The sequence below is a fragment of the Cryobacterium adonitolivorans genome, assembly GCF_004402695.1.
Classification (GTDB): Bacteria; Actinomycetota; Actinomycetes; order Actinomycetales; family Microbacteriaceae; genus Cryobacterium; species Cryobacterium adonitolivorans.
In genome coordinates, this window is record NZ_SOFL01000057.1 from 12557 (window position 1) to 34193 (window position 21637).

Sequence of the window (21637 nt, forward strand, 5' to 3'; positions counted from 1 at the left end):
CGCCTCCTGGCAGATGTGTGGACGGCGGGTAGGTCGCCTGGACTGGTTTAAATACTCTGTCCGCACTGATTACTCTAGATCTCATGACTCCAGCTGACTCCCTCCGCAATCTGGGCGTCCGCGCTACGAGCAATGGCGGGGAACTCCGCGTCTGGTCCGAAAACGCCGACGCCATCGAACTGTGTATCTTCGACCACACCGATCCCAACTGGATCGTGCGCACGGTCCCCATGGTGCGCGACGCCCACAACGTCTGGGTCGGCCGGTCCCGCACCCTCACCGCCGGCCGCCGGTACGGTATCCGGGTCTCCGGGCCCGCCGGCCCCACGCACTCGTTCCACCCCGAGAAGACCCTGATCGACCCGTACGCGCGGGGACTGGCCCGAGTGGGACCCGATCAGTGGCAGTCCACCATGGTCGACGGCGACTTCGACTGGGCCGGAGCCGTCAAACCGAACACCCCGATGGACCACACCGTCGTCTACGAGGCACACGTGCGCGGCCTGAGCAAGCTCAGCCCGGCCATGCCGGTGGAACTCCGCGGCACCTACGCCGGCCTGGCCCACGAGAGCACCATCGCGTACCTCAAGAACCTCGGCGTGACGGCCGTGGAACTGCTGCCCGTGCAGTCGTTCGTCTCCGAACAGCGCCTGATCAAGCAGGGCCTGTCGAACTACTGGGGCTACAACACCCTGAACTTCTTCACCCCGCACGCCGACTACGCCACTCAGGCTTCCCAGTCCGAGGGGCCGGAGGCGGTGCTGCGGGAGTTCAAGGGCATGGTCAAGCTGCTGCACGAGGCCGGCCTCGAGGTCATCCTCGACGTCGTCTACAACCACACCGCCGAGGAGGGCCCGGCCGGGCCGGTCACGAGCCTCCGCGGCATCGACAACGCCACCTACTACCGGCAGAACGCCAAGGGCCACTACATCGACGTCACCGGTTGCGGCAACACCGTCAACTTCGGCCACGAAGTGCCGATGCGTCTGGTGCTGGACTCCCTGCGGTACTGGGCAAACGAGGTGCAGATCGACGGGTTCAGGTTCGACCTGGCCGCGACCCTCGGCCGCGACGAGAACGTGCACTACACGCCGGACCACCCGCTGCTCACCGCCATCCGGGACGACCCGGACCTGGCCGGGGTGAAGCTCATCGCCGAACCGTGGGATGTGGGCATGGGCGGGTGGCAGACCGGCAACTTCCCGACCGGCTGGTCGGAGTGGAACGACCGGTACCGCGACCGGATGCGATCCTTCTGGCTCACCGACGTCGCCGCCGTGCGCAACCACTCCACCTCCGACAGCGGCGTCGGCCGGTTCGCCTCCCGCCTGGCCGGGTCGGCCAACACCTTCTCGCTTGAGCGCGGCCCTGTCGCCTCGCTGAACTTCATCACCGCCCACGACGGCTTCACCATGGCCGACCTCACCGCGTACAACGTCAAGCACAACGTCGGCAACGGCGAAGCGAACCGGGACGGCACCGACGGGAACAACTCGTTCAACCACGGTGTCGAGGGGCCCACTCGCGACGTCACGGTGCTGCGAACCCGTCGGCGGGCGATGCGCAACCTGCTGGGCACCCTCCTGCTCTCGGCGGGAGTGCCGATGCTCACCGCCGGTGACGAGTACGGTCGCAGCCAGCGCGGCAACAACAACGCCTACTGCCACGACAGCGAGCTCACCTGGCTGGACTGGAATTTCGACGACTGGCAGCTGGACCTGCACCGGGTCACCCGGCAGTTGCTCGCCCTGCGCCGGGAGAACCCGTCCCTGCGTCCGGTCAAGTTCGGCCGGCCGGGGTTCACCACGCCCGGCGCCAGCCAGATGGACTGGTACAACGCCGCGGGGGCGTCGATGTCGGAGACCGACTGGAACTCCCCAAAGGAACGCACTCTGCAATATCTGGCAGCCAGCACCCCCGAACACGAGGCGTTCAACCGCATCCTGCTGATCGTGCACGGCCTGGAGACCCCCGCTGAGGTGACCCTGCCCATCCACTCGGGCGTCGCCAGCTACACGGTGCTCTGGGACTCCAGCCACGACGACATCCGCGAGGTGCAGAGCTCGCACATGCCCGGCGCCCGCCTCACCATGCACGAAACCTCGATGCTGCTGTTGCGGGCCGAGGAAGCCCGGGCATGACCAAGCCGGATGCCGGCGGCACACCGGCCACGGTGGCGCTGCAGCGTGCGGGCATCCGGTTCACCGCCCACCGCTACCCGCACGACGCGGCCGTGGCCGGTTATGGCCTCGAGGCTGCAGACGAGCTCGGGCTGGACCCCGACCGGGTCTTCAAGACCCTCCTCGCCGACGTCGAGGGATCCCTCGTCGTGGCCATCGTGCCCGTCTCCGGCCAGCTGGACCTCAAGGCCCTGGCGGTCGCCGTCGGCGCCAAGAAGGCCGTCATGGCCGACCCGAAGACGGCCGAGCGCAAGACCGGCTACGTCGTGGGCGGCATCAGCCCGATCGGCCAGAAAACCCGGCTGAGCACGGTGCTGGACGAGACGGCCGAACTCTTCGACTCCGTCTACGTTTCCGGTGGTCACCGGGGCTTCGACCTCGAGCTCTCCCCCGGAGACCTCATCACTGTCACCGGCGCCATCGTGGCCGCGATCGGCCGGGACCGGTGAGGAACCGGTTCAGCCGGCGACGGCCACCAGCCCCATCTCGGCCGCGCTGATCAGCAGGTCGTTGCGCGGAACCACCCGCACCGTGTACCCGAACCCGCCGGCCCGGTCGAGTTCGACCGTGCCGGTGAACAGGGTGGGCGAGCCGAGCGTCACGGTTTCGGTGGCGTCCTGCCCCAGGGCGTCGTTGATCGGCTCGAGGGCCTGCGTGTTGACGTCGGTGAGATCGTCGCCGCCCGTGCTCCGGCCGTAAACGACCTGAACCGTCACGTCCTCCGGCGCGAGACCGTTCAACTGCACGTGGGCGCGGAGACGCAGCTCGTCGCCCACCTGCGGCACAGGGGCGACCCCACCGGACTCCACGTGCTCGACGGCCACTCCGGGCCACGCTCCCACGATGCGGGCCTTCCACAGGGCCAGTTCGCGGGCCGGCCGGTAGTTGTTGACCGACAACCGTGCCGCGGAGACACCCGCGGGCCGGTAGAGCTTCTCCACGTATTCGCGCACCATGCGGCCGGCATTCAGCTCGGGCGAGAGTCCGGCCAGGGTCTGGCGGATGTTGGCGACCCAGCGTTCGGGCACGTCATCGGCGTTGCGCTCGTAGAACGGCGGCGCCACCTGGTGCTCGATGAGTTCGTACAGGGCCTCGGCCTCGAGGCGGTCGCGTTCGGCGGAGTTGGTGCTCGCGTCGGCCGAGGGAATGGCCCACCCGTTCTGACCGTCGAAGTACTCCGGCCACCAGCCATCCAGGATCGAGAGGTTGAGGGCGCCGTTCAGGGCCGCCTTCATGCCGGAGGTGCCGCAGGCCTCGAGCGGGCGCAGCGGGTTGTTCAGCCACACGTCGGTGCCCGGGTACATCAGCTGCGCCATGCCGATGTTGTAGTCGGGCAGGAACGCGATGCGGGTGCGCAGCTCCGGGTCGGCGGCGAACTGCACGATCCTCTGGATCAACCGCTTGCCCTCCTCGTCGGCGGGGTGCGACTTTCCGGCGATGACGATCTGCACAGGGTGTTCGGGGTGCAGCAGCAGGGCGCGCAGCCGCTCGGGATCGTGCAGCATCAGGGTGAGGCGCTTGTAGGTGGGCACCCGGCGGGCGAAACCGATGGTGAGCACGTTGGGGTCGAAGACCTGGTTGATCCACGCCGGCACGAGTCCGCCCGGATTCTGCACCAACCAGGCCGCGCTGATCCGGCGACGGGCGTCCTCGACGAACTGGCGGCGCATGTCCCCCCGCACCCCCCACAGGTCCTGGTCGCTCACCTCGGGCGACGCCCAGTCGGCCGTGGAGGTGTCGGCTGTGCCGAGGCGGTTCTCCGCGAGGGCCTTGAGTGCCGGGTCGGTCCAGGTGGGTGCGTGCACACCGTTGGTGATCGAGGTGATCGGCACCTCGCTGGCGTCGAAGCCCGGCCAGAGGCCGCTGAACATGCGCCGGCTCACCTCGCCGTGCAGCTTCGAGACGCCGTTGGCGTGCTGCCCCAGCCGCAGACCCATGATGGCCATGTTGAACACGTCCGGCGACCCGCCCGGGTAGCTTTCGGCGCCCAGGCCCATCAGGTCGTCCACGGCCACACCTGGCAGCAGGTCGGTCTCGAAGTAACGGCGCACGAGGGAGGTCTCGAACCTGTCGATGCCCGCCGCCACCGGGGTGTGCGTGGTGAATACAGTGCCGGCACGCGCCACCTGCAACGCCTCGCCGAAGCTCAGGCCCTCACCGATCAGGCTGGAGATGCGCTCCAGGCCGAGAAATCCGGCGTGTCCCTCGTTGGTGTGGAACACCTCGGGCTCATCACGGCCGTTGAGGTTGCTCCACAGGCGCACGGCACGGGCACCTCCGATGCCGAGCAGCAGTTCCTGCAGCAGGCGGTGTTCGCCGCCGCCGCCGTAGAGCCGGTCGGTCACCTGGCGCAACTCGTCGGTGTTCTCCGGGATGTCGGTGTCCAGCATCAGCAGGCGGATGCGACCGACCCTGGCCTCCCAGACCCTGGCGTGCAGGGTGCGGTCGTCCGGCAGGGCGAGGGACACCTGGACCGGCGAACCGTCTGCGCGGCGCAACACCGACAAGGGCAGGCCGTCAGGGTCGAGCAGCGGGTAGCTTTCCAGCTGCCAACCGTCGGTTGAGATCGCCTGGCTGAAATATCCGGCCTTATAGAACAGGCCGACCCCGACAAGCGGAACGCCCAGGTCCGAGGCGCTCTTGAGGTGGTCGCCGGCGAGGATGCCCAGCCCGCCGGAGTATTGCGGCAGCGCGGCCGCGATGCCGAACTCCGGCGAGAAGTAGGCGATGGACGCCGGCTTCTCCCCCTCAAGGCCCTGGTACCAGCGCGGCTGCTCAAGATAGTCGCGCAGGTCGTCGCGCACGACGTTCACCCCGGAGACGTAGTCGTGATCCTGAGCGAGCTCCTGCAGCCGGGCCGGGTCGACGGCGCCGAGCAGGGCCACAGGGTCGGTGCCGATGCGCCGCCAGAGCTCTGGGGCAATGTGCTCGAAGAGCTGCCGGGTGGGTTCGTGCCATGACCAGCGTAAATTGCCGGCCAGCTCGTCGAGCGCGGCCAGCGACTCTGGCAGGACTGCACGGACTGTAAATTTACGGATCGCCTTCACGAACCTTACTTTAGGGGCGCGACGCGACGAACGGGTAACGGCGGTGCGCGCGTGTGACCACCGATTCGGCCCCCGTTCGCGCTACGGTCATCATGTGGCTAAGACACCAAAACGAACCGGTACCGCCCTCTCAACGCCGAGCATCGCGGATGTTCCGACCCAAGTCGGTCGAATCCCCGTCCTCGACCTCTCCCCGCAGCTGAACGACAACCTCTGGCCGGCGAAGGCATTCGCCGGCGAGGTCGTACCGTTCGGGGCAACGGCTTTCAGGGAGGGGCACGACGCCATCGGCGTGATGCTGCACCTCACTGCGCCGGACGGCACCCAGACTCAGCACCCGATGCGCCCTGGCGCCCCTGGCACCGACAGGTACGAGACCCTCGTACGCCTGGACCTTCAGGGCTCGTACACCTATAGGGTGCGCGCCTATGCGGATGACTTCGCCACCTGGGTGCACAACGCCGAGATCAAGATCCCCGCCGGCATCGACGTCGAGCTGATGTTCCTGATCGGTTCGACGCTACTGGCCTCGGCCGGCAGGGACCTCAAGCGTCCCACCGTCGAACGTCGGCTGTTCGCGGGCGCCGCCAAGACCCTCGCCAACCGCAAGCTCGCGCTCGAGACCCGGCTGGCCGTCGTCACCGATCCGGCCCTCGCCGCTGCCGCTGCCGTGCGCCCCCTCGCCAGCCTCGACTCGTTCTCGGCCGAGCGCACCGTTCGGGTCGAACGCACCCGCGCCGGCGTCGGCTCCTGGTACGAGTTCTTTCCCCGCTCGGAGGGCGCCGTCCGGCTGGACGACGGCAGCTGGCAGAGCGGCACGTTCCGCACCGCCGCCGCACGCCTGCCCGGCGTCGCCGCGATGGGCTTCGACGTGCTCTACCTGCCGCCGATCCACCCCATCGGCCGCTCCTTCCGTAAGGGCCCGAACAACACCCTCGACGCCGGTGAGAACGACCCCGGCTCGCCGTGGGCGATCGGTTCGGCGGCCGGCGGCCACGACGCCATCCACCCCGAGCTGGGCACCATCGACGACTTCAGCTTCTTCCTGGACGCCGCCCGCGACGCTGGGCTCGAGGTCGCCATCGACCTGGCCCTGCAGGCCTCGCCGGACCACCCCTGGGTGACCGAGCACCCGGAGTGGTTCACCACCCTGCCCGACGGCACCATCGCCTATGCCGAGAACCCGCCGAAGAAGTATCAGGACATCTATCCGATCAACTTCGACAACGATCCCGCCGGCATCCGTGCCGAGGTCCTGCGCCTGGTGCGCTACTGGGTCGGCGTGGGCGTGAACATCTTCCGGGTCGACAACCCGCACACCAAGCCGTTGGACTTTTGGGAGTGGCTGATCGGCACCATCAACCGGGAATCGCCCGATGTGGTGTTCCTGGCCGAGGCGTTCACCCGGCCGGCTCTGTTGCAGGGCCTGGCCAAAATTGGTTTCCAGCAGTCGTACACCTACTTCACCTGGCGCAACACCAAGGAAGAGCTCGAGGAGTTCTTCGAGGGCCTGGCCCACGACACCGCGGACTATCTGCGCCCCAACCTCTTCGTGAACACCCCCGACATCCTCTCCGAGTACCTGCAGTTCGGCGGCCCGGCAGCGTTCAAGATCCGCGCGGCCCTGGCCGCAACCGCAGCGCCCACCTGGGGCCTGTACGCGGGATTCGAACTCTACGAGAGCGTCGCCCGCGCCGGCGCCGAGGAGAACATCGACAACGAAAAGTACGAGCTCCGGCCCCGCGACTACGCGAAGGCCGAAGCGCTCGGCAAGTCGCTTGCGCCGTTCCTCGCCCGGCTGGGCCGCATCCGTGCAGCTCACCCCGCCCTTCGCCAGCTGCGCAACCTCGACATCCACTCCAGCGACGACGACTCGATCCTCGTCTACAGCAAGTACCTGTCCGGTGAGTTCACCGACGACGGTCGCAGCGACGCGCTCATCGTCGTCGCCAACGTCGACCCGCATTCGGTACGCGAGACCGTGGTGCACCTGGATGTGTCCAGGTTCGGCCTCCCCCTCGGCTCGCACTTCGAGGTCGAAGACCTCATAACCGGTGCCGTGTGGACCTGGTCTGCGGACAACTTCGTGCGCCTCGACGCCTTCACCGAACCTGTGCACATCCTGCACGTGCGGATCCCGCAGGTACAAAATCAGAACGGACTGGCCGAATGAGACACGCCACCGGCCGCCCGGCCGACGAACTGCCCACCATCTCCGCGCACATCCTCGAGACCGTCTCGGTGGGCTCGTACTACAACCCGCACGAGGTGCTCGGCCAGCACCTGCTCGACCTGCCGGACATCGCCGACCCGCTCACCGTCATCCGGGCCCTGCGCCCGCTGGCGATCGAGGTCGTCGCAGTGCTGTCCACCGGTGCCCGCGTTGAGCTGTCCCACCTGGGCTACGGCATCTGGCAGGGCGTCAGCACCATCGGCCCGCAGGACTACGAGATCGAAGCGCACTACGAGGGCGGTCCGGCCTGGATCAGTGACGATCCGTACCGCTACCGGCCCACACTGGGCGAGCTAGACCTGCACCTGATCGGCGAGGGCCGGCACGAACGCCTCTGGGACGTGCTCGGCGCCCAGGTTCGCACGTTCACCGGCGTGACCAAGCCCGTCAGCGGCACCTCGTTCTCAGTCTGGGCGCCGCACGCCCGAGCCGTGCGCGTGATCGGCGACTTCAACAGATGGTCCGGCGTTCTGCACGCGATGCGCAACATGGGCAGCACCGGCGTCTGGGAGCTCTTCGTGCCCGGCCTGGCCGCGGGCTCCAACTACAAATTCGAAATCCTCACCCAGGCCGGCGAATGGGTGCAAAAGGCAGACCCGATGGCCCGCTACACCCAGGTGCCGCCACTGACCGCGTCGGTGGTCGGCGAGAGCGACTACACCTGGCAGGATGCCGCGTGGCTGGCCGAGCGTAGCGCCACCGACCCGCACAACCGGGCGATGAGCGTCTACGAGATGCACGTGGGCTCCTGGCGTCCCGGGCTGGGCTACCGGGCACTGGCCGACGAGCTGATCGGTTACCTCGAGGAACTCGCCTACACACACGTGGAGTTCATGCCGCTGTCCGAGCACCCGTTCGGCGGCTCCTGGGGCTACCAGGTCACCGGCTACTACGCGCCGACGAGCCGGTTCGGCCACCCCGACGACCTTCGCTACCTGATCGACCGGCTGCATCAGGCCGGCATCGGCGTGATCATGGACTGGGTGCCGGGCCACTTCCCCAAGGACGAGTTCGCCCTGGCCCGCTTCGACGGCCAGGCGCTGTACGAGCACCCGGACCCGCGCCGCGGCGAGCAGATGGACTGGGGCACCTATGTCTTCGACTTCGGTCAGATGCAGGTGCGAAACTTCCTCGTCGCAAACGCTCTGTACTGGCTCGAGGAGTTCCACATCGACGCCCTCCGCGTGGACGCGGTCGCCTCGATGCTGTACCTGGACTACTCGCGCAAGGACGGCGAGTGGGAACCCAACAAGTTCGGCGGCCGGGAGAACCTCGAGGCGATCAGCCTGCTGCAGGAGATCACCGCAACGGCCTACAAGCGCAATCCCGGCACGATCATGATCGCCGAGGAGTCCACCAACTGGGGTGGCGTCACCGCGGCGACCTCCGGCGGCGGCCTGGGCTTCGGGCTCAAGTGGAACATGGGCTGGATGCACGACTCGCTCGAGTACATGAGCGAAAACCCGATGCACCGCGGCTACCACCACAACGAGATCACCTTCTCGTTCGTCTACGCGTTCAGTGAGAACTTCCTTCTGCCGATCAGCCACGACGAGGTCGTGCACGGCAAGGGCTCCCTGATCGCCAAGATGCCGGGCGACCCGTGGCAGCAGCTCGCCAACGTGCGCGTCTACCTGGCCTTCATGTGGGCGCACCCGGGCAAGCAGCTCCTGTTCATGGGGCAGGAATTCGGGCAGCGTTCCGAGTGGAGCGAAGAGCGCGGCCTGGACTGGTGGATGCTCGACCAGCCCGGCCACCGCGGCCTGTTCAACCTCGTCGGCCAGCTCAACCGGGTGTACCGGGACACGCCCAGCCTCTGGGCCAGGGATAACGAACCCGGCGGGTTCGAGCTGCTCGACGGCGGCGCCGCGGCGGAGAACGTGGTCAGCTTCGTGCGCTGGGACAACGACGGCACTCCAGTGGTCTGTCTGTTCAACTTCTCCGGTCGGCCGCATACCGGCTACCGGGTGGGGCTGCCCATGGCCGGGGCCTGGGAGGAGATCCTCAACACGGATGCCGAAAACTTCGGCGGCTCCGGGGTGGGCAACCTCGGTGAGGTGACCGCGTTCGCCGAGCCGTGGGCCGGCCGGCCGGCATCCGCCACCCTCACCCTGCCGCCGCTCGGCGCGCTCTGGCTGCGACTGCGCCGCTAGGAACAACCGTGAGTTGAGCTTGTCGGGACCCCCTCGGGGTTTCGACATGCTCAACCAAAGGATGGCGCAACCGATCGTTGGTCGAGCCTGCAAGGAGACCCCGCGAGCCGACCTACCTATGCAGCACACGAGGTTTTGACAAGCTCACCCAACGGATGGGAGCGACGAGACCCCGCGAGCCCGCCCACCGGCACAACCGATCGTTGGTCGAGCTCGTCGAGACCCCGCGAGCGGACCTATCGACCTGACTCACCAGGTTTCGACAAGCTCGACCAACGGATGGGCGCGACGACGACTCGGCACGCTCAACCGGTGCTGTCAGTAGAGCAGCGCGGTGAGGCGCTTGCGGGCCGGCGGCACGCGCGGGTCGTCGGTGCCGACGACCTCGAACAGCTCAAGGATGCGCTGGCGGATCACGTTCCGGCCGGCAGCATCCTGACCGGGGAACAGGCCCAGCAGCCTGTCGAAGGCGTCTTCGATGTGGCCGCCGGACAGGTCCAGGTCGGCGACGAGGAGCTGCCCGTCGAGGTTCTCCGGGTCGTCAGCGGCTGCCGAACGCACCTCGGCGATGGTCTTGCCCTGCAGGCGACCGAGCAGACTCACCTGGGCGAGACCGGCGGCGGCCATGGTGTCGCGGGGGTCGCGGGCCAGGGCGAGCTTGTAGATGTCGATCGCCGCGGCGTAGTCGCCGCGTTCGATGGCCTCGTAGGCTTCGCGGTGATGCGGCGGCAGTTCGGGCTCAACGGGCTCGGCCGGCGGGCCGTCCGGGGTCTCGGCGGCCTCGGCCACCCCCGTCACACCGTGCTGTGTCGCGAGCTCCAGCACACGTTCGAGCACTTCGCGGATCTGCACTACAGGCAGCACCCCGTCGAAAAGCTGCACCGGCTGACCGTTGATAACGGCCGCGAGGGTGGGCACCGACGTGGCCTGGAAGGCCTGCGCGAGCTGCGGGTTCGTGTCGATGTCCACGGTCGCGAGGACGAACCGGCCGTTGTACTCCCTGATCAGGTTCTCGATCACCGGGGTGAGCTGTGTCGCCGGTTCGCTCCAGGTGGCCCACAGGTCCACGATCACCGGAACGATCTTCGACAGTTCCAGCAGCTCGGCGAAGTTCGTATCGGTTCCCTCGAGCACCAGATTCGGCACCGGAACGACACCGGCGACGGCGCCGTCCGGCGCGGTCCCGGTGCTCACACCGGGCGCAGCCGCCGGCGGACGGTTCACAAGCGAGGACAGGTCGACGGCGCCGCGCAGGTTGGCGCCGGCTGGGGGGACAACGGTCATGGAAGCTCCACGGAATTGATCAGTCCCTGGGCGAAGCCAAGGAGAACGATTTTGTCGGTTGAATTGGCGGCAGGCACATGGAACAGGAGCTGTTCGCCGTAGGTGCTTTGGATGCCCTTGGACGTCGTATCGATACCGGAGAGCGCCTTGCTCGGGCCTTCCTTGGGAGTGATCGTCGCCTTGCCGTTCACGGCGGTGACCGTCGTGATCTCGTTGACGCTCACGGCCACGATACTGCCCGAGTCGTTGGTGGCAAGGGCGATGACCTCACCACTTCCGGCGTCGTTGGTGAACTCCATGGTGCCGGTGTCTTCGAGGTCGAGCAACTGCTTGTGCTTGTAGTCGATACCCAACTGGGTACGCGCAGTGTCACCCTCCGCTTCGAAAAGCGGGAACGAAGGGCTTTCCTCGCCGTGGAGGAGGACATCGGCATAGGCCGGTCCCACCTCGTTCGGCGGCATCGACATGAACTTGTTGTCCGGTGCGATGAGCGGTGCGCCGATGGTGGCCGGGGCGACCCCGGGCACCTTGGCCGAGGCCTCCAGCTGAACGGCGTACTCCACGAGGTAGTTCTCCCGCGGAGAGTTCTGCTTGAGCACCAGGGCCATGGTCGGCACCGAGGCCTCGTCGGAGGATTGCAGCACAGTCATGACCACGCGCGGCCAGGAGTCGGTCTGCTGCGGCAGCGTCAGGGTCAACGGGGAGTCCGGCAGCGCGGTGGTGGCCGCGAACGACGAATCGGCGGTGCGGATCTTGTAGTTGGCCAGCCTCTGTTCCAGAGCCGGGCCGGTGAACCGGGTGGCGATGCTGTCGGCGTCCAGGTTGGCGTCGGCGTCGGCGGTCAGCGTGACAATGTCACCGACGATGCGCTCGAGCTGCGGCACTGTCACCGCGGGCTGCGGCGCCTCGTCGGCGACGGGCTCCTGGGTGTCCTCGGCGCTGGGTGAGCGCGTGGCCGTTGCGGTACCGGTAGCCCCTGGAGCGTCGGTCGGCCAGAACTCCGGCGAGCATCCGCTGAGCACCAGGCCGGAGGCCAGCACGAGGGGGACGGCGATCATGGACCGGCCGATCGAGCGGCGCGGACCGGTGATCTCGCTGGCCTTGATGGTCTTGGGACGCGGCGCCCGGGGCAGCCTGGGCATGCGCGGCCCGCGCGGCACGTTGCGCCGCGGGCGCCGGGACCGGCGCAGGTGCAACAGTCCCAGCAGGTAGATCACGAAGCCGATCAGGGCAATAAGCGCTCCCCCGACGATCAGCGGGCCGGCCCACGGTGTCGCGTTGTCGGTCGGCCAGGCCACGGTGACGTCGGTCGGGGCCGGGGCGGTCCCGTCGGAGGCGATGAGGACGGAGATGCCCTCCGGCGCACTGATCGTGGTGGTCACCGACCGCTCGCCCGCGTACTCCTCCAGCCACAGGTCGGAGCCTGCGGGGTCGGTGGGCAGCGGGGCCGCTTCGGGTTCCTCGGTCGGCGCGACGGCGGTTCCGGTTGACGGGGTCACGGCCAGCTTCTTCGTGTCGGCGTCGAGGCTCACCGCCGAGTAGTCGTCGCCGCCGATCCAGGCTTGGATGTCCGCGGTGCGCGCGTAGGCGACGAAGACGCTGTCGGAGCCGGAAACCGTGAGGGTCTGGTTGCCGGGGAACGCACCCAGGGCACTGCCGTCGATCACCGCGTACGACGTACCGTCGTCGATGGTCGTGCTCAGGCTCGTGGAATCGGGTTCGAGAAAGACTGTTCGCTGCGCGATGCCAAATGCGATCATCAGCGCGGCGAGGACGAATGCCAGAATGGCAAAGACGAAACGCACGTAAAACCCTCCTGTGTTGCCTGCCGATGGCTGCAAATCACAAAACCTGCCACCGCTTCTCGGTGCCGGGAAGCAACAGACACGGACGTCCTACGATACTGGACGCTCCTGAGAGGTGCCTAATAGCCGTTTCTGCGCGATTCCGCCCTCCCCACGACCTCTTCTCCCCTGAAGGCGGGATGGGGAGCGTGTTCCGCGGGCACTAAAATTGCACGGGCTGCTCCGGCTGAATTTGACTCGGGGTCAGGCCCATCTATGAGGAGATAACGTGGCGACCGACGAGGCTGACTTCACCCAGGTATTCCGGGGGTACGACAAGGACGAGGTCGACAAGGCCATCCAGGGACTCCGGCGCGACCTGATCCAGGCCAACGCGCAGAGCACGGAGTCGGCCAAGGAAGTCAAACGGCTGGGCGCTCGGATCGACGACCTCAATGCCGAGATCGAAGAGGTCGGCAGTCCCACCTTCTCCGGGTTGGGCACCAAGCTCGAGAACACCCTGCGTGTCGCCGAGGAGCAGTCGACCCGGGTCATCGCCCAGGCCGACATCGACGCCGAGAAGCTCCGCGCGTCCGCATCCGCTGAGATCGACGCGCTGAAGCGCCAGGCGTCTGAACACGCCGAACGGTCGGTATCCGACGCCACCGTCAAGGCCGGCCGACTGCTCACCGATGCCCAGGCCGAGGCGGATGACCTGCTCGCCCGCGCCGGGCTGGCCTCAGAACAACTCACCCAGGATGCCCTCCAGGAGGCCGCAGCGATCCGTGGTGCCGTCGCGACCGAGGCGGCGGAGCTTCGTGCCACGGTGAAGCGTGAGGTCGCCGCCATCCGTACCGAGGCGGAACGCGAGGCCGCGGAGGTGCGAGTCGTCGCGCAGCGCGAGGCCACCGAAGCGAGGGAAATCGCCGCCGGCCTGACCCGCGAAACAGAGTTGACGCGCGCGGAGGTGGCCCACGAGCTGGACCAGCAGCGTGCCGACCTGGCCCGCGAAACCGAACAGGCCCGGATCGATCTCGCCGCAGAGACCGAACAGGATCGCATCGACCTGGCACGCGAGACCGAACAGGCCCGGATCGATCTGGCCCACGAGACCGAACAGGCCCGCTCTGACCTGTCCGTGGAGATCGAGCAGGGTCGCACCGACCTGGCCAGGGAGATCGAACTGGCTCGCGCGGCCCTCGCCATCGAGGGTGAGCAGGCGCACACCGACCTCGACCGCGAGCTGGACCGGGACCGGGCGGCCGTGAACCGCGACCTCGACAAGGCGCACGCCGACCTCGCCGCGGAGACCGAGCAGGCCAGGGCCGACCTCGCCCGGGAACTCGAGCAGGCCAAGGCCGACTTCGACGCCGACAGCGAGCAGGCCAGAATCGATCTGGATAACCACCTCACCGCCACCCGCAAGCGCGGCGAGCACGAGGCGGCCAAGCTCCGACGCGAGATCGACCAGATCCGCGCAGACCTCGAGGTGGAGCTCAAGGCCCGCAGGGACGAAGCCGAACAGGACCACCTGGCCCGGCACCAGGCGGCCGTCGCCCAGACCCAGCGGTACCTGGACGACTCCTCCGCCCAGCTCGCCGACACCAACGCCCGCACCGTTCAGCTCCGCGCCCTCAACGAACAGCTGGACGCCGGCGCCCGCGCCGAGGCGAAGGCGGCGAAGTCGAAGGCCGACGATGAAGCCGAACGCATCGTGCGCGACGCGGAGGACCGGGCCGCCGCCCTCGTCGCCGGCGCGGAGACACGCACGCGTGAACTGGTCGCCGACGCTGAAGACCGCCTGGCGCAGATTAGGATGGAGCGCGACTCGGTCGCCGGCTACTTCGAGAGCCTGCGCAGCGTCCTGACTCAGGCGGAGAAAGTGAACGCTGACCAGGACTAGTCACGACAACGCCGTAGCCGGTCCGCGCCTCGCGGCCGGCCTGGCCCGCCGAGCAAGTGGAGACAACAGTGAAGATCCAAAACGCCTTCCGTCTGGGCCTGGTGGCAACGCTGGGTGTCGGCGTCGGGATGCTGATCCTGAGCTCGATCGTCTCACTGTCCACGATCATCACCTATATCGGGGCGGCCCTGTTCCTCGCCCTCGGACTCGACCCGGCCGTCTCGTGGCTGGAGAAGAAGAAGTTCCCGCGGTGGGCGGCCATCCTCACGGTGCTCGTCGCCGTGCTGGGCGCGCTGACCGGCGTGATCTTCGCGATCGTGCCGATCGTCGCCGACCAGATCTCCAACCTGTCTGAGCGCATTCCCGCCCTGGTGAAGTCCGTGAACTCGGCCACCTTCCTGGTCGACCTGCAGAAGCAGTTCCCGGCCCTGGACGTGCAGGAAATCGTCAAGGCCGTCACGGACTACCTCGGCGGAAACCTGACGACGATCACGTCCACCATCGTCCAATCCGGATTCGCCATCGTCAGCGGACTGTTCGGCGGCCTGATCATCCTGATCCTCACGCTGTACTTCACGGCGTCGCTGAACAGCATCAAGCGAGCCACCTACCAGCTGGTTCCCGCGTCCAAGCGGGAACGCTTCGCCGACCTGAGCGAGCAGATCACCACGGCCGTGGGCCGGTTCATCGTGGGCCAGGGCGCCCTCGCCGCCTGCAACGGTGTCTTCAGCTTTATCTTCCTGTCGATCATCGGCGCACCCTTCCCCGCACTGCTGGCGTTGATCGCGTTCCTCTTCTCGCTCATCCCGCTGGTGGGCACCATCACCGGGTCCGTCATCATCGTCGCCACCTGCATGATCCCCGGCATCGGCAGCTCCTGGCTCACCGTGCTCGTCGCGGGCATCTACTACCTGGTCTACATGCAGATCGAGGCGTACGTGCTCAGCCCGAACATCATGAACCGCGCCGTCGCCGTTCCCGGCGCCGTCGTGGTGGTGGCAGCCCTCGCCGGTGGGTCGTTGCTGGGCATCCTCGGTGCCCTCATCGCGATCCCGGTCGCCGCGTCGGTCATCATGATCATCAAGCAGGTCGTGATCCCCCGCCAGAACGAGCTGTAGGGCCGCCGGAGCGGCCCGTCAGGCGGCGAGCAGCGGCGGGGTTGCTGGCGCCCGCCGAGCGCTCACACGCTGGGCAGAGCTCGCCGGGCCAAAGTTCGCCGGGTCAGAGTTGGCTGGGCCATTCCTCGGGCAACGGGCCGGCCGCCGGGTTGACGACGGCGACGATCTCGTTGAGCACCCGGCGGGTCTGGCTCTCCCCCACCCACAGGTGCTTCGCGCCGTCCACACTGATCAACCGGGCGTCCGGCACACTCGCGAACCGGATGCGCGCCTCGTCGGGACGCAGGTAGTCGTCGTGCTCCGGCACCAGCACCACAAGTTCGCGCTCGTCGCCCGCCCAGGCGGCCAGCTCGGCATCCGTCGCCCGGTGAAGGGGCGGTGACAGCAGGATGGCGCCGCGGATCGGGTACTCGAGGCCGTACTTGATCGCGAGCTCGGTGCCGAACGACCAGCCGACCAGCCAGGGGGCCGGCAGGCCGCGTTGGGCAACGAAGGCCATTGCGGCGGCGACGTCGGCACGTTCGGCGTCACCGTGTCCGAAGCTGCCCCCGCTGGTGCCCCGCGGCGAGCTGGTGCCCCGCGTGTTGAAGCGCAGTACGGCGAGGTCGGCCAGCGCCGGCAGGCGTCCGGCGGCCTTGCGCAGGATGTGCGAGTCCATGAAGCCGCCGTGCGTGGGCAGCGGATGCAGGGTGACCAGGGTGGCGACTGCGGGACGGTTCACCGGCGTGGCAAGCTCGCCCACCAGGGTGAGGCCGTCGTCGGTGTGCAGCTCGATCTGCTCGCGGGTTGCGGGCAGGTCGATGCCGCCGCGGATCTCGACTGGTCCAGCCATGGTGGTGCTCCTCAGGGGTGATGAAGGCGTGCGGGAGAGCTACGGTTACTTGATCTTCCAGCAGTGCAGGTGCCAGTGCCGCCGGGCGGCGAGGTCCGCCGCGTCGCCGGTCACGCCGTCGCCGCGCCAGGTGACCATGTGGGCCACGCCGGGGTTGATGTCCAGCAGGCAGCCGGGGCAGAGGTAGGTCTTGCCCGCCTGGGCAGCGCTGATCGGCTGAACGTGCCAGACCCCGTCGCGTTTCACCTCGGTGCGGCGCCAGCCGGCGAGCATGCGCGACAGGTCATCGGTCTCGTCTTCGCCGGTGCCGGTTCTGCGGCCCTTGGGGCGATTGCTGCGCGGCATGGTGCAAGTCTAACCCTGGCTCGGCAGGCCCCACGGGACCGGTCGGTCGGGCGGCTCAGTACCAGCCGACGTCGACCGAATGGCCCCAGGCGCCGCACGGGGTGCCGTAACGGCCGCTGATGTAGCCCAGGCCCCATTCGATCTGGGTGGCGGCGTTGGTCTCCCAGTCGGAGCCGGCTGTGGCCATCTTGGAACCGGGCAGTGCCTGCGGGATCCCGTAGGCTCCGCTGCTGGAGTTGGCCGCGTTGACCCGCCAGCCGGATTCCTTGTTCCACAGCGACACCAGGCAGCTGTATTGGTCCTCGCCCCAGCCGCGGGACGCCACAGCGCCGTACGCGTAGGCCTGGGCGGAGCCCGGGTCGGGGACGGCGGCGGGTGCGGCGCTGACGGTTCCGGACGACAAAGCTGATGCGGCGGCCACGGGGACGGGCGCGGGTTCCGGCTCGGGTTCGTTGATGGTGTAGCCGTCGATGACGACAGCGTTGGCTACGGTGCTCGCCACGAGCAGTGACTGGGCGGCCTCGCCCTTGTACCGGTCGGAGGCTGCGCCGGGCACCTGGAAGTACGGTGACGCCGTCGCCCCGGAGTAGGGGTCGACCACAGTGACGAGCACGAAGGCGGCCGCGGCGGTGAACGCGAACAGCGAGAGCGTCACGTTGCTGCGGGACCGCGGTCGGTGCATGCTCCGCTGGCTGGGCCGGGAGGGCGCCTGCCCGATCAAGGCAACGGGTGCACGGAGCGATTTGGTGACCGGTGTGCTCACCGGCGTCGCGCCCGAAACAGGCGCGGAAATATTGAGATGTCTACCCACGATGATTCGACCCTAGCCCACTTCGCGGGTAACAGCGAGGTAACGACACGCGTGATGTCACCGAACGGCGAGCATCACGTCCACGACACTGTCGAGGACCAGGTCGACCTGGGCCTCCCTGTAGCCGGTTCGCTGGGGGCGGAAGACTGACGTGCGCACGTCGTCGACGGTGACCGGGTGACCGTCCTGGAAGTAGGTGACGAGCTTCGCGGCGAGGCGGTCGACATCGGCCTTGTTGTAGCCGGTGCTGAAAATGCTGGTGCGGGCGAACCGGTGCCCAGCGGGTCGGCCGAGGCGGTTGATGAGCACCTGTGCGGTCTGACGCGCCTCGTCGAGCCAGGCCTGGGATCCGGAGTCGCCTGTGGCCTGTTCCCGCTCCCTCAGCGCGAAGGCGTCCTCGAGACGCTCCAGGGCCGCGTCGACGTGAAGAGGCGAATAGCCGCCCTTCTGCATGGCGAAAGCCGTGTGACGGATGTCGGTTGCGGTGAGCCGGTCCGTCCCGCCCGCGTCGTCGTACGCCTGACGTGTCGACTCGAGGAACTCCTCGACCTGCTTGAGGTTGTAGCCGAGCATCTTCTTGCTGGTTCGCGGAAACGTAGTGCTCACCGCCTCATTCTGCCTCACCGGACGCCGAGTGTCGAAAGCAGCCGGGTCAGGCGAAGATCAGGTAGAGCGCGTACGCCGCTGCCGCCGACGGAAGGATCGAGTCCAAGCGGTCCAGGAAACCGCCGTGCCCCGGCAGCCAGGAACTCATGTCCTTGATGCCCAGGTCCCGCTTGATCAGTGATTCCGCCAGGTCACCGAAGGTGGCCGTGATCAGGATCACCACACCGAAGATCGGACCGAACCACCAAGGTTCGCCCAGCATGAAGACGGCCAGCATGATGCCGACGAGCACACACACGACGGCCGCGCCGGCGAACCCCTCCCAGGTCTTCTTGGGACTGATCGACGGCACCATCCGGTGCTTGCCGAACGAGAGGCCGGCGGCGTACGCGGCGATGTCCGCGGAGATCACCAGTAGCAGGAACGCGAGCGTCCACCACTGGCCGCCGTCCTGGGCGACCAGCAGCACGGCGAAACTGGACAGGAACACGACATAGACCTGGATCAGGAAGCCGCCGCCGATGTCGGAGAGCACCAGCCTGCCCGGCGCGCGGTGCCGGGGGAAGGCGAGCATGGCCAGCCGCCACAGGGTGATCAGCACGATGCCGCCCAGCGTGGCGAGCCACTGGCCGCCGGCACCCCAGTAGAACGCGGCGGGCACGACGGCAACCGCCGACACCAGCACCGGGATCCGAGGCACCTTCCGGCCGCCCCGGCGCAGTGCCTCGGCGAGTTCAAAGGCCGTGAAGCCCACGACGACGAAGGCCACGATCATGAACAGCTCTTTGATGAAGATGAGGCTCACGAGCATCGCGCCGCCCAGGACCAGGCCGATCAGGGTCGCCAGAATGAGGTTGCGCCCGGTGCGCGCCTCGATGCGTTCGTTCGTCGCATCCAGCTGCGCCTTGGTCGCCTGTACCTGGCGTTCAATGTCAGCCTTGGTGGACTGCACCTGTGCCCGGAACTCGGCGCGGCCGGTGCCGCGACCCCGCTGGGGTGGCTGGGTGGGCCCTGGCTGATCCGTCATTCGCTTGGCCTCCGCTAGATAGCGAGGAGTTCGGCTTCCTTGCGCTTGAGAGCGTCGTCGATCGCGTCGATGTGCGTCTTCGTGATCTGCTCGAGTTCCTTCTCGCCACGAGCCACGTCATCGTCGCCGACCTCGCTCTTGAGCGCGTCGAGTTCGTCCTTGGCCTTGCGGCGCAGGTTGCGTACCGACACCTTGGCGTCCTCGCCCTTGGTCTTGACGATCTTGACGTATTCCTTGCGACGGTCGTTGGTCAGCTCGGGCAGGGACGCCCGGATGACGATGCCGTCGTTGCCGAGGTTGGCGCCGAGGTTCGGGGTGTCCCGGATAGCGTTCTCGATGTCGCGCAGGGCGCTCTTGTCGTACGGGGTGATCAGGAGCGTGCGTGCTTCCTGGTTCTGCAGCGAGGCCAGCTGGCCGAGCGGCGTTGGCGTGCCGTAGTAGTCGACCAGGATCTTCTGGAACATCTGGGGGTTCGCTCGACCCGTTCGCACGGTGGCGAAGTCTTCTTTGGCGGCCTCAAGCGCTTTGCTCATGCGCTGAGTGGTATCGGACAGGACATCCGCAATCACGGTGACTCCTTCTTCGGTGGCTTCAATAATCCTAGTTGGAGACGAGGGTTCCCAGTTCGGCGCCGAGAATGGCGGCGGTCACGTTGCCGTGCGGAGCCATCCCGAACACCCGCATGGGCATGCTGTTGTCCATGCAGAGGCTGAATGCCGTCGAGTCGACGACCTTGAGGCCGCGCTGGAGCGCATCCTGGTAAGTGATGCTGTGGATCTTGTGTGCGTCGGGGTTCGTGCGCGGGTCGTCGGAGTAGACCCCGTCGACGCCGTTCTTGGCCACCAGGACGACCTCGGCACCGATCTCGAGGGCGCGCTGGGCGGCCACGGTGTCGGTGGAGAAGTACGGCAGTCCGGCGCCGGCGCCGAAGATGACAACGCGGCCCTTTTCAAGGTGACGCTCGGCGCGGCGCGGAATGTACGGCTCGGCGACCTGGGTCATGGCGATGGCGGACTGCACGCGGGTCTCCGCGCCGGCCTGTTCCAGGAAGTCCTGCAACGCCAGGGCGTTCATCACGGTGCCCAGCATGCCCATGTAGTCGGCGCGACCGCGGTCCATGCCGCGCTGGGAGAGCTCGGCGCCGCGGAAGAAGTTACCGCCACCGACGACGATGGCGATCTCCACGCTCTGGGCGGCCTCGGCGATTTCCCGGGCCAGGCTGCTGATGACGTCGGGGTTGACGCCGAGGCTTCCCGCCCCAAATGCTTCACCCGACAGTTTGAGGAGGACTCTGCGCTTGGTACCTGTTTCTGACATGCCCGTGAGCGTCCTTCCGTTGTGGATCGTGATTCTAAAACTACCGGCTGAGCACCGGCGCGCTGTACTCCCGCTGCGGCCCGCCCGAGGGCGGGCAGAGAAGAAGGAGACCGGATTGCCGAGGCGATCCGATCTCCTTCTGTCTCAAATGTGTTACTGCTGGCTTACGCGCCGACCTTGAACCGGGCAAAGCCGGTGACGGTCAGGCCCGCGTCGGCGAGCACCTTGCTGACGGACAACTTGTTGTCCTTGGCGTAGTCCTGCTCGAGCAGGGCAACCTGCTTGAAGTACGCCTGAATGCGACCCTCGACGATCTTGGGCAGCGCGGCGGCCGGCTTGCCTTCGTTCTCGGAGATCTCCGTGACGATGCGACGCTCGGCCTCGACGGCTTCTGCGGGAACGTCTTCGCGAGCCAGGTACTCCGGGTTCGCGAACGAGATGTGCTGAGCGATGCTGCGAGCGGTTGCGGCATCCTCACCGGTGTAGCCCAGGACAACGCCGACCTGCGGGGGCAGGTCCTTGCTGGTCTTGTGCAGGTAGATCTCGAAGTTGTCACCGGTGACGGCTGCGACACGGCGAAGTTCGAACTTCTCGCCAATGATCGCGGCTTCGCCGTTGATGAGCTCACCCACGGTCTGCCCGTCGGCGGGGGCGGCAAGCGCCTCCTCGACGGAAGTGGCGCCGGCTGCGGAAACCGCGTCCAGAACCTTCTCGGAGAGAGCGCCGAACTTCTCGCCCTTGGCGACGAAGTCGGTCTCGCAAGCGAGCTCCAGCAGGTAAGCGATGTTGCCGATCACCTTGGCGGCGACGAGGCCCTCGGAGGTGGAGCGGTCAGCGCGCTTGGCGTTGCCCTTTGCACCCTTGAGACGCAGGATCTCGACCGCGCGCTCGATGTCGCCATCGGCTTCGACGAGTGCGTTCTTGGTGTCGACCATGCCGGTGCCGAGGCGCTCGCGCAGGATCTTGACGGATTCGAGGTTGAAGTTTGCCATACCTG

General features: G+C 67.5%; 17 protein-coding genes. 6 read left to right on the plus strand and 11 right to left on the minus strand.

The window, feature by feature from the left end; genetic code table 11:
• Positions 1–83: 83 nt before the first annotated feature.
• On the plus strand, positions 84–2141 hold the full coding sequence (gene glgX, locus E3O42_RS17220; RefSeq protein WP_134455314.1) for a glycogen debranching protein GlgX: 2058 nt from the start codon (positions 84–86) through the stop codon (positions 2139–2141).
• Positions 2138–2629, plus strand: coding sequence for a Cys-tRNA(Pro) deacylase (gene ybaK / locus E3O42_RS17225; protein WP_134455316.1), 492 nt, complete (start codon positions 2138–2140; stop codon positions 2627–2629). Before glgX ends, ybaK begins: the two co-directional genes overlap by 4 nt.
• Before the next feature lie 9 nt (positions 2630–2638).
• Here ybaK and glgP read toward each other — a convergent pair whose 3' ends face one another.
• Positions 2639–5227 carry an alpha-glucan family phosphorylase gene (gene glgP / locus E3O42_RS17230; RefSeq protein ID WP_134455318.1) on the minus strand — a complete coding sequence of 863 codons (2589 nt, stop codon included), beginning with the start codon at positions 5225–5227 and terminating at the stop codon, positions 2639–2641.
• A 199-nt stretch (positions 5228–5426) separates the two neighbouring features.
• Here glgP and E3O42_RS17235 point away from each other — a divergent pair, with 199 nt between their 5' ends.
• Together E3O42_RS17235 and glgB are read left to right on the plus strand one after the other, a co-directional pair.
• Positions 5427–7400, plus strand: a complete 1974-nt coding sequence (locus E3O42_RS17235) for a maltotransferase domain-containing protein (protein ID WP_241984908.1) — start codon at positions 5427–5429, stop codon at positions 7398–7400.
• Positions 7397–9613 (plus strand): 1,4-alpha-glucan branching protein GlgB, encoded by a 2217-nt coding sequence (glgB, locus tag E3O42_RS17240; RefSeq protein WP_134455320.1) that lies wholly within the window; start codon positions 7397–7399, stop codon positions 9611–9613. Before E3O42_RS17235 ends, glgB begins: the two co-directional genes overlap by 4 nt.
• A 318-nt stretch (positions 9614–9931) precedes the next feature.
• On the opposite strand, the gene E3O42_RS17245 is transcribed toward glgB, so the two are convergent.
• Positions 9932–10897: a tetratricopeptide repeat protein gene (locus E3O42_RS17245; RefSeq protein ID WP_134455321.1), complete on the minus strand. Its 966-nt coding sequence runs from the start codon at positions 10895–10897 to the stop codon at positions 9932–9934.
• Positions 10894–12702: a DUF8094 domain-containing protein gene (locus tag E3O42_RS17250; protein ID WP_134455323.1), complete on the minus strand. Its 1809-nt coding sequence runs from the start codon at positions 12700–12702 to the stop codon at positions 10894–10896. The genes E3O42_RS17245 and E3O42_RS17250 overlap by 4 nt, the downstream gene beginning before the upstream one ends.
• A gap of 268 nt (positions 12703–12970) precedes the next feature.
• On the opposite strand from E3O42_RS17250, the gene E3O42_RS17255 reads away from it, so the two are divergent.
• Both E3O42_RS17255 and E3O42_RS17260 read left to right on the plus strand, forming a co-directional pair.
• Positions 12971–14584, plus strand: a complete 1614-nt coding sequence (locus tag E3O42_RS17255) for a coiled-coil domain-containing protein (protein WP_134455325.1) — start codon at positions 12971–12973, stop codon at positions 14582–14584.
• A gap of 68 nt (positions 14585–14652) precedes the next feature.
• Positions 14653–15702, plus strand: coding sequence for an AI-2E family transporter (locus E3O42_RS17260; protein ID WP_134455327.1), 1050 nt, complete (start codon positions 14653–14655; stop codon positions 15700–15702).
• Positions 15703–15805: 103 nt separating this feature from the next.
• On the opposite strand, the gene E3O42_RS17265 is transcribed toward E3O42_RS17260, so the two are convergent.
• The 8 genes from E3O42_RS17265 to tsf all read right to left on the minus strand — a co-directional run bounded on the left by E3O42_RS17265 (position 15806) and on the right by tsf (position 21632).
• Complete coding sequence (locus tag E3O42_RS17265; RefSeq protein ID WP_134455329.1) at positions 15806–16534, minus strand: alpha/beta hydrolase; 729 nt, start codon at positions 16532–16534, stop codon at positions 15806–15808.
• Positions 16535–16579: 45 nt separating this feature from the next.
• Positions 16580–16879, minus strand: coding sequence for a hypothetical protein (locus E3O42_RS17270; RefSeq protein ID WP_134455331.1), 300 nt, complete (start codon positions 16877–16879; stop codon positions 16580–16582).
• A 55-nt stretch (positions 16880–16934) separates the two neighbouring features.
• Positions 16935–17561: an aggregation-promoting factor C-terminal-like domain-containing protein gene (locus E3O42_RS17275; RefSeq protein ID WP_134455333.1), complete on the minus strand. Its 627-nt coding sequence runs from the start codon at positions 17559–17561 to the stop codon at positions 16935–16937.
• Between the two features lie 186 nt (positions 17562–17747).
• Entirely contained in the window at positions 17748–18296 is a 549-nt protein-coding gene (locus tag E3O42_RS17280; protein ID WP_134455335.1) for a DivIVA domain-containing protein, read from the minus strand.
• Positions 18297–18342: 46 nt separating this feature from the next.
• Positions 18343–19323 carry a phosphatidate cytidylyltransferase gene (locus tag E3O42_RS17285; RefSeq protein WP_134455337.1) on the minus strand — a complete coding sequence of 327 codons (981 nt, stop codon included), beginning with the start codon at positions 19321–19323 and terminating at the stop codon, positions 18343–18345.
• Between the two features lie 14 nt (positions 19324–19337).
• Positions 19338–19892, minus strand: a complete 555-nt coding sequence (gene frr / locus E3O42_RS17290) for a ribosome recycling factor (protein WP_134455339.1) — start codon at positions 19890–19892, stop codon at positions 19338–19340.
• A 31-nt stretch (positions 19893–19923) separates the two neighbouring features.
• Positions 19924–20640: a UMP kinase gene (gene pyrH / locus E3O42_RS17295; protein WP_134455341.1), complete on the minus strand. Its 717-nt coding sequence runs from the start codon at positions 20638–20640 to the stop codon at positions 19924–19926.
• 164 nt (positions 20641–20804) lie between these two features.
• Positions 20805–21632 (minus strand): translation elongation factor Ts, encoded by an 828-nt coding sequence (gene tsf / locus E3O42_RS17300; protein WP_134455343.1) that lies wholly within the window; start codon positions 21630–21632, stop codon positions 20805–20807.
• Positions 21633–21637 lie beyond the last annotated feature (5 nt).

Excerpts from the sequence above, each read along its gene's own strand:
- E3O42_RS17245 (WP_134455321.1), bottom strand. The coding sequence starts at position 10,897 with ATGACCGTTGTCCCCCCAGCCGGCGCCAACCTGCGCGGCGCCGTCGAC.
- glgB (WP_134455320.1), top strand. The coding sequence starts at position 7,397 with ATGAGACACGCCACCGGCCGCCCGGCCGACGAACTGCCCACCATCTCC.
- E3O42_RS17270 (WP_134455331.1), bottom strand. The coding sequence starts at position 16,879 with ATGCCGCGCAGCAATCGCCCCAAGGGCCGCAGAACCGGCACCGGCGAA.
- E3O42_RS17285 (WP_134455337.1), bottom strand. The coding sequence starts at position 19,323 with ATGACGGATCAGCCAGGGCCCACCCAGCCACCCCAGCGGGGTCGCGGC.
- tsf (WP_134455343.1), bottom strand. The coding sequence starts at position 21,632 with ATGGCAAACTTCAACCTCGAATCCGTCAAGATCCTGCGCGAGCGCCTC.
- glgX (WP_134455314.1), top strand. The coding sequence starts at position 84 with ATGACTCCAGCTGACTCCCTCCGCAATCTGGGCGTCCGCGCTACGAGC.
- pyrH (WP_134455341.1), bottom strand. The coding sequence starts at position 20,640 with ATGTCAGAAACAGGTACCAAGCGCAGAGTCCTCCTCAAACTGTCGGGT.
- E3O42_RS17275 (WP_134455333.1), bottom strand. The coding sequence starts at position 17,561 with ATGCACCGACCGCGGTCCCGCAGCAACGTGACGCTCTCGCTGTTCGCG.
- E3O42_RS17265 (WP_134455329.1), bottom strand. The coding sequence starts at position 16,534 with ATGGCTGGACCAGTCGAGATCCGCGGCGGCATCGACCTGCCCGCAACC.
- ybaK (WP_134455316.1), top strand. The coding sequence starts at position 2,138 with ATGACCAAGCCGGATGCCGGCGGCACACCGGCCACGGTGGCGCTGCAG.